The organism is Kitasatospora sp. NPDC056327, assembly GCF_042261735.1.
Classification (GTDB): domain Bacteria; phylum Actinomycetota; class Actinomycetes; order Streptomycetales; family Streptomycetaceae; genus Kitasatospora.
This window is the reverse complement of the sequence record NZ_JBHJRC010000218.1, coordinates 1-14,029: the sequence shown is the minus strand read 5'-3', so window position 1 is coordinate 14,029 and position 14,029 is coordinate 1. Positions and strand designations below refer to the sequence as shown.

Annotated in this window: 9 protein-coding genes and 1 pseudogene; 1 reads left to right on the top strand and 9 read right to left on the bottom strand. The window is 78.4% G+C overall.

What is annotated here, in order from left to right; translation table 11 throughout:
- Nucleotides 1-3: 3 nt before the first annotated feature.
- Both ACFCX4_RS26335 and ACFCX4_RS26330 read right to left on the bottom strand, forming a co-directional pair.
- A pseudogene (locus ACFCX4_RS26335) lies at nucleotides 4-285 on the bottom strand (MFS transporter); the annotation flags it as partial.
- A complete protein-coding gene (locus ACFCX4_RS26330; RefSeq protein ID WP_376147114.1) occupies nucleotides 195-1,184 on the bottom strand; it encodes a hypothetical protein in 990 nt (329 codons plus the stop codon). The gene ACFCX4_RS26330 and the pseudogene ACFCX4_RS26335, both read right to left, overlap by 91 nt.
- Nucleotides 1,185-1,857: 673 nt before the next feature.
- Here ACFCX4_RS26330 and ACFCX4_RS26325 point away from each other — a divergent pair.
- Entirely contained in the window at nucleotides 1,858-5,151 is a 3,294-nt protein-coding gene (locus tag ACFCX4_RS26325) for a BTAD domain-containing putative transcriptional regulator (protein ID WP_376147109.1), read from the top strand.
- An 80-nt stretch (nucleotides 5,152-5,231) separates the two neighbouring features.
- Here ACFCX4_RS26325 and ACFCX4_RS26320 read toward each other — a convergent pair whose 3' ends face one another.
- The 7 genes from ACFCX4_RS26320 to ACFCX4_RS26290 form a co-directional block, all read right to left on the bottom strand.
- On the bottom strand, nucleotides 5,232-5,699 hold the full coding sequence (locus ACFCX4_RS26320; RefSeq protein ID WP_376147106.1) for a hypothetical protein: 468 nt from the start codon (nucleotides 5,697-5,699) through the stop codon (nucleotides 5,232-5,234).
- Between the two features lie 801 nt (nucleotides 5,700-6,500).
- A complete protein-coding gene (locus tag ACFCX4_RS26315; RefSeq protein ID WP_376147103.1) occupies nucleotides 6,501-6,929 on the bottom strand; it encodes a hypothetical protein in 429 nt (142 codons plus the stop codon).
- Nucleotides 6,926-7,531, bottom strand: a complete 606-nt coding sequence (locus ACFCX4_RS26310) for a hypothetical protein (RefSeq protein WP_376147100.1) — start codon at nucleotides 7,529-7,531, stop codon at nucleotides 6,926-6,928. Before ACFCX4_RS26310 ends, ACFCX4_RS26315 begins: the two co-directional genes overlap by 4 nt.
- A complete protein-coding gene (locus ACFCX4_RS26305) occupies nucleotides 7,528-11,238 on the bottom strand; it encodes a BTAD domain-containing putative transcriptional regulator (protein ID WP_376147097.1) in 3,711 nt (1,236 codons plus the stop codon). Before ACFCX4_RS26305 ends, ACFCX4_RS26310 begins: the two co-directional genes overlap by 4 nt.
- A gap of 193 nt (nucleotides 11,239-11,431) precedes the next feature.
- Nucleotides 11,432-13,024, bottom strand: coding sequence for a hypothetical protein (locus ACFCX4_RS26300; protein WP_376147095.1), 1,593 nt, complete (start codon nucleotides 13,022-13,024; stop codon nucleotides 11,432-11,434).
- A 160-nt stretch (nucleotides 13,025-13,184) separates the two neighbouring features.
- A complete protein-coding gene (locus ACFCX4_RS26295) occupies nucleotides 13,185-13,703 on the bottom strand; it encodes a DinB family protein (RefSeq protein WP_376147092.1) in 519 nt (172 codons plus the stop codon).
- A 191-nt stretch (nucleotides 13,704-13,894) separates the two neighbouring features.
- A partial coding sequence (locus ACFCX4_RS26290; protein ID WP_376147112.1) for a TerD family protein occupies nucleotides 13,895-14,029 on the bottom strand: 135 nt, incomplete at its 5' end.

Genomic DNA, 14,029 nt, shown 5'->3' with positions numbered 1-14,029 from the left:
CCGTCAGACCAGCGCCGGCTTCTTCTCCTCCGCCCGTTCCTCCTCCTGGGCCCCCTCCGCGTGCTGGGCCGGCCGCCTGGGCAGCGCGAACATCAGCAGGAAGATGACTCCCATCACCCCGGCGACCCAGCCCAGCGCGCTCTGGAAGCCGTCCGCGTACTCCGGACCGATGCGGGACGGGGCCAGGTGGTCGCTCATCGTGCCGAAGAAGACCACCGAGACCAGCCCCAGCCCCAGCGCGTTGCCCATCTGCTGCACGGTGTTGATGAGCCCGGACGCCGCTCCGGGCTCGCGGACGTCGCAGGGCGGCCGGCGCTCTCGGGGAGCACCCGGCCCAGCGGCACCCCGGACACCACCGCCGGAACCGCGTCCGCGTATCCGCCGGGCGCCGCCGCCCGGGCCCGGAGGGCCGCCGCCGGGGCCTCCCCCGGGACCGACGGCAGCGTGCCGTGCGGGGCCCCCGCACCGTACCCGGGCGCCCCGCCGTGTGCCGGTACCGCGGCCGCGAGGGGCGCGCCCGGAACGGCCGCGGTGCCCCGCAGGACCCCGGGCACCAGCACCGACGCCGACCGCGACACCGAAGCCGGGGCCGCCCCGGCCGCCGTGGCCGTGGGCACGGCCGTGGCCGGGACCGGCGCCGAAACCGCGGTCCTGCCGGTCCCCACCTCGGCGGGGGGCTCCGCCGCCGTCCCCACCCGTGCCCCCGACGGCGCGTCCGCCCACGTACCCGCGGACGTGCCGGCGGGCCCACCCGCGGACGTGCCGACACCGGCGCCGGAACTGGTCCGCACGCCCCCGCGGGTCGCCGGGCCCACCGCGTCGGTGGTGGACGCCCGCTCCTCCTCGCGCTGGGCCACCGTGCCGGACAGCCGCAGGATGAAGTTGCGCTCGGTCGGGTCGCCGTTGGGCCAGTCGCAGTCCTTGCTGCGCACGATCCGGCTGCGCGTGCCGCCCCGCGAGGTCTGCCACGGGTACGGCAGCACCCGGACGTTGGGCCGCCAGCCGACGCCGGGCACGCAGTGCTGGAGCTCCAGATCCCAGTCGTCCGCCCGCACGTCCAGCGAGGCCCCGATCCGGCCCTCCAGCACGAACGTGCCGTAGGGGGTGCGCACCACCGCGCGCTGCTCGTAGTAGGCGTCCTTGTCGAGCACCGTGATCCGCAGCGGCCCGTTCATTCGCAGCATGGTCGCCCTTCCCGGCGGTCTGAGCACACGGAACCGCGACGGCCCCGCACTCTGGTCGACGGAGCGTCCGGAGCCCCGGGTTCACCGGGCACGGCGACTGAACCCGGCACCGCTCCCCGGCCGTTGAACCCGGGTGACGGGTCGTTCCCGTACGACACCCACGGGCCGCGCCCCCGGGCGGGCGGACGCCGGGCCGGTTTCCCGTTCGGGCAGCTCACACCTCCCGATCGAGCACACCTCCCGAACCGGCGGGCACGCGCACGGCCCGGACCGACCGGCGGCCCCGGGACCCTGCTCCCACCGGCGGCCCGCACCTCCCCCCTGCGGACCCCGCCCGCACCGTCCGCCCCTTCCGGCACACCCGCGCCGCCCGGCCGCCGCCCGGTCCCGGCGGCGGCCCTCGTTTGCACCCGGAAGACACCGGCTCACCGGCGGCGCAACGTCCGGCACCGCGATCCGGTTGCACCGGCCGGCCTGCCGGATCCGCCGGGAGCCGTCCGCCCGGCCCCGCCGGGGACCATGAACCGGTTCACGTCAACCCCCCGGACAGGCGGATCCACGCCATTCGCGAAACCGCACACTGAACGTCACAAATCGAACCTACAGCGTGGCTAGACTGCGCCCCGCACACGGACGGGAACCCTCGTCCACCCGCTCTCACCTGGGAGGATCCGTGTTCGTTCGGCTGCTGGGCCCGGTGGAACTGCGGACCGCCGACGACCGGTCCGTCGAGCCCGCCGCCGCCAAGCGGCGCGCCACGCTCGCTCTGCTGGCGCTCGAACTCGGCCGCACCGTCCCGGTCGGGCGGTTCTTCGAACTGCTCTGGGGGGACGCGCCCCCGGCCCGGGCCCGGGCCGCGCTGCAGGGTCACATCGCCGCGCTGCGCAAACTGATCGCCGGCTCGGACCTCGTCCTGACGACCCGCCCGCCGGGCTACCGGCTGGACGGACCGGCCGGAGCCGTGGACTCCCTGCTGTTCGAACAGCTGGTCGGCCGGGCCGCGGCGGAGAGCGCCCCGGCCGGCGACGCGGCGGCGGCCGGGCTGCTGCGCCGGGCGCTCGACCTGTGGCACGGCCCTGCCGCACTGGCCGGCCTGCCGGAGACCGACCTGCGGGACGCGCTCGCCGACCGGCTCCGCAAGGACCGGACGCTCGCGCTGGAGGCCTGGTCCGACCGGCTGCTCCGGCTCGGTCTCGGGGCGGACGCGGTGTCCGAACTGGACCTGGCGCTCGACTCCGACCCGTGGAACGAGTCGCTCGCCGCCCGGCTGGTGCTCTGCCTCAGCCAGGCCGGGCGCCCCTGGGACGCCCTGAACGCCTATCACCGCACCCGCCGCCGGCTGGCCTCCGACCTCGGGGTCGGCCCGGGCAGCGGGCTGCGCGCGGCGGTGTCCGGCGTGCTCACCGACGAGCCGGGCCGCCGCCGGACCGGCGGGGCGGGTGCGGGCGCGAGGACGGGTGCGGGTGCGGGTGCGAAGGCGGGTACGGGTGCGCCCACCCGCCTGATCGGCCGGCCCCGGACCGACGGGGCGGCGGCGGCCGACCGGTCCCCCGCTGCCGTCGGCCGGCAGGCGGCGGCACCGTTCCCGAGCTGCAAGCCCACGCAGCGACCGTCCCCCGGCGCCCGCCCCTCCGCCGTCCGACCGGTGGCCGAGCGCCCCGACCGCCCCGACCCCGCCGCGCCGGGTGCCGTGCCGGGTGCCGTGCCGCCGGGCACCGTCCGGAGGGCCGCGCCGCGAGCGACGGCGCGCGCCACGGCGGCGGCCCGGCCGGCCCCGGCCCCGCGCCCCGTTCCTGCCCCGGATCCGGTGTCCGCCCCGGCCCCGGTCCCGGATCCACTGGCCGCGCCGGGCCGACTCCGGCGCCGCCCGGGCGGGTCCACCGAGCAGCCCGGCCCTGCTCCGGCCGCCGCCACGCCCCCGGACCCGACCCGGGCGCCGGGCACCGCACCCGACCAGCTCCCCCGTCCGGCCGCCGGTTTCGTCGGCCGCGAGGCCGAACTCCACTGGCTGACCGAGCGGTTCGGCGGCGCAGGAACCGGTGCGGGCTCCGGCGGCGGGCTCGGCGTCCTGGTCGGCCCGGCCGGCAGCGGCAAGACCGCCACGGCCCTGCACTGGGCGCACGGCGCCGCCGACGCCCACCCCGACGGGCGGCTCTTCGCCGACCTCAACGGCTTCGGCCCGGGCGGCCCCGTCGACCCGTCCGTCGTCCTCGGCCGTCTCCTGCGCGCCCTGGGCGTACCGGAGACCGGGCTGCCCCGGGAACGGGCGGCCCGCGCCGCGCTCTACCGCTCGCTCAGCCGGGACCGCCGCCTCCTGGTGGTGCTGGACAACGTCGGCGACGCCCGGGACCTCGCCGACCTGCTGCCGGCCGGCCCCGGCTGCACGACCGTGATCACCAGCCGCAGCACCCTGGAGGACCTGGTGGTCACCGAGGGCGCCGCCCTGCTGAGGCTGGGTCCGCTGCCCGCCGGGGACGCCCGCCGCCTGCTGGAGCAGGTACTGGGCCGCACCCGGGTCGCCGCGGAGCCGGAGGCCGCCGACCGGCTGGCCGAACTCTGCGGCCGGCTGCCGCTCGCCCTGCGGATCGCCGCCGCCCGGCTGGCCGTCCACCCCGGCTGGGCGGTCGGCGACCTGGTTCCCGAGCTCGCCGACGAGCGCACCAGGCTGCACGCCCTGGCCACCCGGGGCACCGCCAGCCTCCGGGCCGCCCTCGACCTGACGCTCGGTCACCTGCCGGACGGCGCCGCGCACCTGCTGGCCCTGCTCGCCGTCCACCCGAACCCGGAGACGGACGTCGCGGCGGCGTCCGCGCTGCTGGGCGCCGGCCCCACCGAGGCCGCCGGCGCACTCTCCGCCCTCGCCGCGCACCACCTGCTGACCGAGGTCTCCCCCGGCCGCTACCGGCGCTGCGACCTGATCCGGCTGTACGGCGCCGAACTCCTCGACGAGCGGCCCCCGGCGGAGCGGAGCGCCGCCACCGCCGCGCTGGCCGACCACTACCTCGCGGCGGTGGCCCGCGGCGCCGCCCTGCTCCAGCCCGCCCCCGGCGGAGCACCCGGCACCGGCGGGGAGACCACCCGCGGCGGCCGGCGCGCCGACCGCACCCGGTTCCCCACCGTCCGCTCGATCCTGGACTGGTTCCAGGCCGAGGAGCCGGCCGTCCGGGGCCTGGTCGCCGCGGCCTCCGAGGACGGTGACCACGACCGCTCCTGGCGGCTCGCCTACCGCGCCGACGGCCTCTACTACAGCGTCGGCCGCCGCGCCGACCGGCTGGCCTGTCTGCGGACCGGCCTGGACGCCGCGGGGCGCACCGGCGACCCGGCGGCCGTCGCCGCGATGGAGGCCGTGACGGCCCGTGCCCTGAGCGGCCGGGGCCGGACGGCGGAGGCTCACCGGCTGGCCCGGCGCGCGGTCGACCGCACCTCGGGCACCGGTGACACCGTCGGGGTGCAGGCGCTCACCGTCCTGGCCGTGACCACGGCGGCCGGCGGGCGGCCGGACGAGGCGGTCCGGCTGGGCGAGCGCGCGATCGCCCTCGCCGAGGCGCACGGCCACGCCGAGCACGCCCCCTACGCGCTCAGCAACACCGCGGGACTCCACGGTCTGGCCGGCGATCCGGCGCGCGCGCTGCGGCGCGCCCGGGAGGCCCGCACGCTGCTCGGCGAGCACCCGCTGGCCGTCTTCCACCTCTCGGCGATGATCAACGAGGCCCACGCCCTCCAGCTCCTCGGCCGCTGCACGGAGGCCGAGGAGGCCTGGCGGCAGACGCTGGAACGCTGCCGGTTCGCCGGAGCCGTCCACCTGCACGCCGTGGCCGAACGCCACTTCGCCGAGTTCCTGCTGGCGGCCGGCCGGGCCCCGGAGGCCGTCGGCACCCTGCGCTCGGCACGCGGCCTGTACGGGCGGCTGGGCGACACCGCGGTCGTCCGCCGGTTGGACGAACGCCTGGCGTCCTTAGCCGGCTGAGGACCGTTCGGGAACCGGGTCCCCCACCCCGGACGCCCTCGCCGGTTCCTCGCCCGTCCGTGACCGCCCGCCACCGACCACTACCGAGCCGGGTGCTCGTCGGAGCCGTCCCCGAGCAGCTCCGCCGTCAGCAGCGCCACCCCCTCCTCACCGAAGCGGTGCAGCAGCAGGGCCACCCACTCCACCGCCTGCGCCCGCTCCAGCGCCGTCCACCGCACGGCCGACGGGTGCTCGTCCACCACCAGCGCCTCGGCGATCAACCGGAGCCCGTCCGGCACCGCCGTCCGCGGCCCGCGCCGCCCCAGGCCGTCCACGGCCAGCCGCCGGGCCGCCGCGACCACCACCGCACCGTCGGCCGGGGGCACCGCCCACCCGCCCCCGGCCCGGTCGGCCTCGCGCCACCCGTCGTGGTCGCCGTCACCGCCGCCGTCGTCGGTTCCGTCGAGCCGCTCGGTCGCGAGCCATCCCGCCACCAGCTCCCGGATCCCCGCCTCGCCCGCCGCTTCCGCCATGGCGGCCAGCTTGCCAGCACGCCGTCTTCTGGTCATCACCGTCATGGTGACGAGTACGGCTGCCGCACCGCCCCGCGTTCACCGCCCGGCCCGGCCCCGGCAGGCCCGACCGCGTCCCGGCGCACCGCGCTCCCCCCGCCCTCCGCCCGCCGTCCGCACACGCCGCCGGCCCGACTCCCCGTCCCCCGGGCCGCGTTCGACGGCACCCGGGTCCGCCGCGTCCGCCCCGTTCCGCCCGCCGGAACCCCGCAATCCGACCCCGAAATTCCCCGGCCGCCCCGCCCTTCGCCGACCCCGCCCCCTGCCCCGGACCTGCACACCCCGCGAAGGGTGGCCGCTGCTCCCGGGCGCGCTCCGCGGCCACGGGCCACCCGGTCCCCTCGGGCACCGCGGCGGCCCGTGCCGGCGTCGCGGTGCCGACCGTGATCGCCCTGGACGGCGCGCCGGCCGTCACCGGCCGGCGTCCCGGGCCGCGCGCCCCTCCTGTCCGGCCCGCGACCCTCCGGCGACGGCACCGAGCCGGGCGGCCTCCTCGGCGTCCTGCGCGCGACCACCGTCGGACCCTCCGCGCGAGCCGCCCACCGATCGGCGGCCGGCTCATCGGCCCGGCCACCCCTCCGCCCGCCGGGGTGGCGGGGCGGCGGGGCGGCGGAGTGGCGGGAGCCTCGTCCGGCGCGGCAGCGAACCTGGTCCCGCCCCTGTTCCTGCTCCTCCCGGCTCCCAGGGCGGCGAGCCGCGCGGCGCCACCGCGGTGCTGGACCCGGGCGTGATCACCGCCGTTCCCGCCCGGACGCTCACCCGCCGTCCCCCACCGAACCGGCTCGCGGCGCCGGCCGGTCATTCGTCGAGGACCACCGGGACCCCGGCGCCGCGCATCCGGGACGCCAGGAACTCCAGCTCGGGGACGGTACCCGGCACGCCATCACGGCCCAACTGCTCGACCAGCTCCCGGGCCCGCGCCGGTGGGACCGCGTGGACCTCGCGGAACACCTTCATCGCGGCGACCGCGCGCGGGAGCGGACCAGCCGACCTCAGCCGGGCCGTCCCGTGCACGGCCACCAGGGCCCGCCGCCAGGCCGCGTCGGGCGCCGGCCCCGGTCCGGCGTACTCGCACATCCGGAGGCCGCAGCCGTCGCAGGAGAACTCCGCGTCCCACCACGGCCCGTCCCGGCCGACGAACTGGCTCACCTGCCGCACGGCCGCGGCGCCGCACGCGCAGGCCACCGCGATCGCCACCGTTCGGCCGCCGCCGCCCTCGGTGCTCATCCGACCGCTCCCCGCCCGGACGTCGTCGGCCCGGCCCCGGCCCCGGCCGCCGCGCCGTCGGTGGCCCCGCCGCGCCCCGGGAAGGGCGGCAGCCAGACGCGCATGCCCAGCCGCCGGAAGGCGTCCGCGCCGTCCCGGACCGCCCACCAGTTGCGCCGGGTGAACTGCAGGGTGGCCGAACGGTCGGAGTGCCGCTTGCCCAAGGCGGCGCAGATGTCCGTCAGGTCCGGCGGAAACGCCAGCACACCCGTCACCTCGAAGGCCTCGTAGAGGACGAGCACGTACCAGTGCACGCCGGGCACGCGCTTCACGACGTGCTCGTTCGGCCAGCCGTCCGACGGGTTGGCGAGGTACTTGACCTGGACGAACTCGCCGTCGGCCGCCACCAGGTCGTAGTCCGCCTGCACCCGGGAGGCGGCGAGCCGGCCGCCCCACAGGGCCAGGACCAGGTGCTCGGCGACCTCGGCCAGCGGGTCCCGGTTGGACCGGCCGAGCCCGATGGTCCCCAGAAGCGCCCGCCGTGCCGTCCGGTAGGCGGCGAGGGCGTTCAACAGCCCGGGGGCGGCGTCGTCGGGCGCGGGAGGGGAGTCGTGATCGGTCACCCCGCCACGATTCCGCACCGGGCCGCGTCCTGGCCAGTTCCTTCCGCGGCACCCGACCCGGCACCCGACCCGGGACCGGACCCGGGACCGCTGCCGGTGCCGCCGCCGGTGCCGCCCTCGCGCAGGGCGGCGAGCCGTCTTTCCAGGGCAGGGTGGGCACGGCCCTCGGCGGCGTGCAGCTCCAGAGCGCGTCTCCAGCAGTGCGCGGCCTCCTCCGGGCGGCCCAGTTCGGCGAGGACGGCACCGTTGAAGTCGAGGGCGAGCAGGAGCAGTCGGGTGTCGCCCCGCTCCTCCGCGAGGGCCAGCGCCTCGCCCGAGGCGGCCAGCGCCTCCTCCTCCCGCCCGAGGACGCGCAGCGCCTCGGCACGGCTGAAGCGGAGGGCGCCCTGGAGCGGATCGCCGATGCGGTCGCGGACGGTGTCGAGGGCGCGTTCGGTGAGGGCGAGCCCGCGCTCCGTCTCCCCGACCCGGTGCAGGCAGTGCGCGAGGTGGTCCAGCGCGCGGGCGGTCGCCGGGCCGTCGGCCCGGGCCTCGCAGGAAGCGACGACGCGCTCCAGGACGGCGATGGCCCCGTAACAGCGGCCGGACGCCGCGAGGATCCCGGCGAGCGCGGTCAGACAGCGGTCCCGGACGGCGGTGTCGCCGAGTTCCGCCGCGTCGGCGACCGCCGGTTCCGCGACCGCGGCGGCGTCCGTGAACCGCTGCCGGGAGACCAGCGCCAGCGCCAGGTCCGTCCGCAGCCTGACCCGCGCGGCCCGGTCCCCGAGGCGCTCGGCCGCGGCCAGCCCGGTCCGGGCCAGCTCCTCCCAGGCGTCCAGGTGGGCGCCGTCCTGGTAGTGCAGCGGCCCGCAGGCGTGCGCGAGCCGCCATACCTCCGCGTCGAGGCCGTACGCGGCACCCAGCCGCGCGAGCGCCGACAGCGCACGCCGCTCACGGCGGAACCACCCCGTGCCGTCACCGGGCCCGGCGGGCGAGCCGGGCGACGGGCCTCCCGCCGTACTGCCCGGCTCCCCCGAAGCGTCGCACGCGGCCTCGGCGATCTGCGTCCACCGTCCGAGCAGCCGGCGCACCGCGGCCGTCCGCTCGACGGCCGGCAGACCCGCGGCCGCCTCCGCCGCGGCACGGCGCACCGGCTCCGGTCTGCCGAACCACGCCGGGCCGTCCTCCTCCACGAGCCGCGCGACGGCGAGGCGGTCCAGCACCTCGCGGGCCCGGGCCGCCGACAGCCCGGCGACCGCGGCGACGGCCTCCGGATCGAGCCCCGCACCGGGAACCAGCCCCGTCAGCGCGAAGACCCGCCCCACCTCCACCGGCAACGCCCGCCGCCCGACCCCGATCGCGGCAACCACACCGTCCACCCCCGGCCGCACCGCACCGCCCGCCCCCGCCCGGGCGCCCTGCCCCGCTCCGAGGACGCCGCCGCCAGGCGCCCCGCTCGGTACCGGCCGCACCGGATCCCCGCCCGGATCCTCCTTCAACTCCCGCTCCGGCAGCGGGCCCTGAGCGCGACGGAGCACGCCGCCACGACCGGCGGCGGCGTCCCGGGCAGGCGTTCCCGCCACCCCCGGCGACGCCTGACGGCCGTCCCCCGACGCGTCGCCGTCCTCCTCCGCCGGCGGCACCTGCCGAGCCGCACCCGCCCCGTCCTCGCCGGGCACGATCCGCACCGACTCCCCCACCGCTTCCTCGCCCGCCCAGAGCCCCTTCCCGGCGCCGACGGCGGCGCCGCCGTCCGGCGCTTCCCCCGACTCCACCCGCAGCGGCTCCCCTGCCGGGTCCTCCGCCGACACCGCCTGCCGCACACCGGAGGCGGCGCCCCGATCGTCCCCGGACGCTGCATCGCCCTCCTCAACCCGCACCACCCGCTGCACACCGGAGGCGGCGGCGGCGTCGACCGCCGCCTCCGGCGCGATCGGCTCCGCGTCCCCGGCCAGGTCCTCCTCCGGCAGGGGCCCCCGTGGGCGCCCGGGCCCGACTCCGCCGACGACGGCGACCCACGACGAAGCCACGCGCGCCGCGTCCCCGGCCAGGTCCTCCTCCGCCAGGGGCTCCTGGCGACTCCCCGACCCGTCGTCACCATCGGCAACCGGGCCTCGGACGGCCGATCCCTCCACCACCGGCGACACCCGGGCACCGCCCCCGAGCGGACCCGCAACCTCCTCCTCCTCCGCCACCACCGCACCGGGGGCAGCACCGGACAGACCCCCACCAGGCGTTCCCTCCGGAACCGCCTGCGCCGACTCCCCGGCCGCCGCCTCCCCCGGCGGACCCACCCTCCCCCCGTCGGACCCACCCGGCACCGGCGCCCCCTCCCCCGCCACCGCCACCGCCACCGCACCGAGGCCGGTACCGGACAGACCCCGGACCGTTGCCCCCACCACCCCCGTGGGCCCGCCCCCGGCGCCACCCCCGTCGGACGCCGCCTCCACCGAACCGCCCCCACCGGGTGCTTCTCCCGGTCCGAACCGGCCCGACGCCCAGGCCAGTTCTTCCGCCAGCTCCGCGACGGACGTGGCGGGGTCGGCCGCGAGCCGGGCGCCGGCCACCCGCAGGGCAAGCGGCAGGTGGTCGCAGAGGGCGGCCACGCGGGCCGCGGCCTCGGGCTCGCGGGCAACCTGCCCCGTGCCCGTCACGGCGGCGAGCAGGCCGACCGCTTCCGCCGGGGCGAGGCCGCCGAGCGGCAGGGCGACCGCGCCCTCCCGGGCGACCAGGCCGGTCAGCGGGGAACGGCCGGTGACCACGACCAGCACCTCGGAGTGGCCGGGCAGCAACGGCTCGACCTGCTCGGCGGAGCCGGCGTTGTCGAGCAGGAGCAGCAGCCGGCGGCCGGCCGTCAGAGTGCGCAGCAGGGCGGCGCGCTCGTCGGTGTCGGCGGGGAGTTCGCCCGCTCCGAGGTCCCGCAGGAGGGCGGCCAGGGCGGTGGCCGCGATGGTGTCGTCGTCGCTGCCGGGGTCGTCGCCCTGGAGGTCGACGGCGTACCGGCCGTCGGGGAAGAGGCCCGCGCGGAGGTCGGCCCACCGGCGGGCCAGGCGGGTCTTGCCGACGCCGACGGGCCCGGTCAGCAGCAGCGGCCGGCCGTCGGCGTCGGCGGCGGCCGTGTCGAGCCGGGCGAGGTCGCCGGCGCGGCCGAGGAAGCCGTCGGCCCCGCCACCCGTGCGCGGCCCGCCCGTGGGCCGCCCACCCGCCAGCCGCTCGGCGGCCCGCTCCCGGGCGGCCGTCAGCCGGGGGCCGGCCTCGGCGGCGAGCCGGGTGGAGCCGCACCGGTCGAGGGCGGGTCCGCGCCAGAGGGCCAGCGCCGTCCGCAGCAGGACGGCGGCCTCGGCGGCGGACTGTTCGGCGGCGGCGCAGAGCCGCGCGAAGCGGTGCGCGTCGACCGCGTCCGGGTGGCCGAGCAGCGCGTAGCCGCCGTCGCGGGTGACCAGGTGGAGCCCGTCCGGGTCCTCGGCTATCGAGCCGGTCGCCGGACCGCCGTCGGCGGCGTCCGCGAGCAGGCGGCGGACGGCGGTGACGTGGCCCTGGAGCGCGGAGCGGGCGGTGGACGGCGGGGCGCCGTTCCAGAGCAGGTCCATCAGCCGCTCGGCCGGGACGGTCCGGCCGAGCTCCAGGGCGAGCGCGGCGAGCAACGCCCGTCGTTTCGGGCCGGGTTGGGGCAGTACTCTGCCGTGGTCGTCCTGGACCTCGAACCGTCCGAGCAGATTGATGCGCACTGCCGCTCCCCACCGCGTTCCGATCAGCCGATCGGCCGATCAGGGTGAGAGCATAGGGAATGTCTGGATTGGTCCACACCTTTCCTGGTGAGCGCCCGTTGTCCCGAACTGCGCCACCCAGGAAGCCACATGACGAACCGTCGGCTCACGCGTCACACCCGCAACGCCCCGCCCGCCGCGGGCCGGCGTGCGCTCAGGACGTCTCCAGCCCCAGCCCGGTGGCCCGGAAGAAGCCGTGGCGGGCGAGCTGGGGCGACAGGCCGAGGCCGAGGCCGCGGGCGGTGATCCGGCCGGGGCCGAGGCCGTGGCCCGAGTCGCCGTTGATGCCGCGGGCCGTCAGTTCGGTGGTGACGAGTGCGGCGACCTCGCGGGCGGTGGCCTCGGTCGGGGTCCCGAACTCGGCCTTGAAGCGGCTGCCCGAGGGCTGCCAGCCGTCCGCCGTCATGGCCGCCGTGACCTCGGCCGGGTCGCCGGGGCGCGGGCCGACCCGCAGCAGGATGCCGTTCACCGTGCTGTAGGCGAAGGAGAGGCCGCCGCTGATCTGCGGCGCGGCTATCGAGAAGGTGACCTTCTCGCCCGGACGCTGGACCGGCAGCTGCTCGATCCAGGCGGCCAGCACGCACTCCAGGCCCTCCCTCAGGTGCGGCAGCGTCAGGGCGAGCCGCCCGCCGGGCAGGTAGTCCGGGGCGTCTCCGGGGGCCTGGTGCGGGAGGTGGAGCTGCCAGCTGTACGGGAGCAGCGGGAAGTCGCTGGGCCCGTCGGCGCCGAACGGGCCGCCGTGCTCGAAGGTGCGGTTCTCGTCCTCCTCGAAGTCCGCCGCGACCGGTTCGGTCTCCAGCCGTACGCGCCGCCCCTCGCAGAGCAGCCGCAGCAGCCGGCCTCCCCCGCCGGCCTGGCGCCAGCGCACGTCCGGTCCGTAGGGGCCGCCGCCGAACAGGGTCGGCTCGCCGAGGACGCCGCACACCGCCCGGTAGATCTCGCCGAACACCGCGCGCCGGTGCTCCAGGGTCAGCGGCAGTTCGTCGAAGCGGTGCAGGTCGAGGACGTCGAACGTGCCCTCCGGGGCGGTCCGCCGGAAGGCGGTGCGCTGGGCGAACGAGGGTCCGAAGTGCGGGTCGGCGGTCCGGATGTCGGCGTAGCCGGTGCCGAACTCCACCCGCAGGCCCGGGTGTTCGGCGGCGATCCGCTCGACCTCGGCGGCCGGGCACTGGCCGCCGGGGGCGTCGTGCAGCGCCGGGACGAACGCGGCGACGACGGCGGGCAGTTCGGGGCTCGCGTGCTCGACCTCCAGGACGTGCGGCTGGAGGGCGACCCAGGCGCGGCGGTCGTTGGCCTGCAGCAGCATGGTGCGCCGGGCGGACCGCCAGCGCAGGCCGAACCCGTCGGCGGCGGTCGGCACCGCGGTGGGGGTGCCGATTGCGCGCAGCGCCTCGGAGAGCGTCCGCAGCGCGGCACGGCGCTCGGCGGCGGGCGTCGGGAGGCGGAAGTCCACCAGCGGGACCCAGGCCCGCCGGTAGGTGGAGGCCTTGGCGGCGGTGGCCCCCAGGAACAGCTCGGCCCCGGCCGGCCAGCTCGGCCCGGCCTGCATCCCGACGACCAGCAGCTCGCCGAACTCGCGGCGGATCCGCCAGTCGGGCCGGGCCTCGACCAGTCGCTCGATGTCCGCTCTGGTCCAGCAGTCGTCGAGGTCGTGCAGGGTGCGGACCAGTCCGACGGTGGTGGGCAGGTCCGCGGTCCAGGTGACGGCGGAGCCGGGCCCGGTGGGGTCGTCGTTCACGGCGTTCATACGGCCGATCATGGCAGCCGCCACCGACAGCCCGTCACGGCGCCGCGGCAGGGTGCCGGGAGGCCGGACGGACGGGCGGAGGGCGGCCGGAGGGGCGGGTGGACGAGCAGGTGGTCGGGCGGGTGCCCGCGGCGCCCCCCTAGCGGACCGGGGCGCTCCCTCAGGCGCCGACCTCGCCGTCGATCGCCTCCCGCAGGAAGTCGGCGTGCCCGTTGTGCCGCGCGTACTCGTGGATCAGGTGCAGCATCACCACCCGCAGCGAGACGTCCGCCCGCCAACGGGGCTGGTAGCCGGTGACGTCCAGCGAGTCCGCCGCCAGCTCGATCCGCCGGGCGTGCGCCACCTCCGCCTCCCAGGCCGCGAACGCCTCGGCCCGGTCCGCCCCGCTCGTGTCGTACGCGGCCTGGAAGTCGCCCTCGGCGGACCAGACCAGGGGGATGTCCTGGCCGTCGACGACGCGCCGGAACCACGTCCGTTCGACCTCCGCCATGTGCCGGACCAGCCCGAGCAGCGTCAGCGTGGAGGGCGGGCTGGACCGCAGCCGGAGCTGCTCGTCCGTCAGGCCGGCGCACTTCAGGGCGAGGGTCGCCCGGTGGAAGTCCAGGTACGCCCGCAGGGTCTCGCGCTCGCCGCCGGTCAGCGGCGGGGCGACCCGCCCGTCCCCCGTGTCCATGCCCATGTCCGCTCCTCTCCTCCGCCGGATCCGGGCGATCCGGACGATCAGGCGCCCAGTCTCCCAGCGCCGGGGCCGGCCCGCCGATCATTTTCGGGGCCGGCCCCGACAGCCCCGGACAGCCCCGGACCGACCCCGACCGACCCGGCCGACCCCGACCGACCCGGCCGGCCCCGACCGTCCCCGGCCCCCTCCGCTCAGCCCTCGACGTCCACGCCGTAGCCGCGGGCCAGCTCCTCCAGCCCGTGGTCGAAGCCCTGCCCGACCACCCGGAACCGCCAGGCGCCGCCCCGCCGGTAGACCTCGCCGAGGAGCAGGGTGCGCTCGGTGGT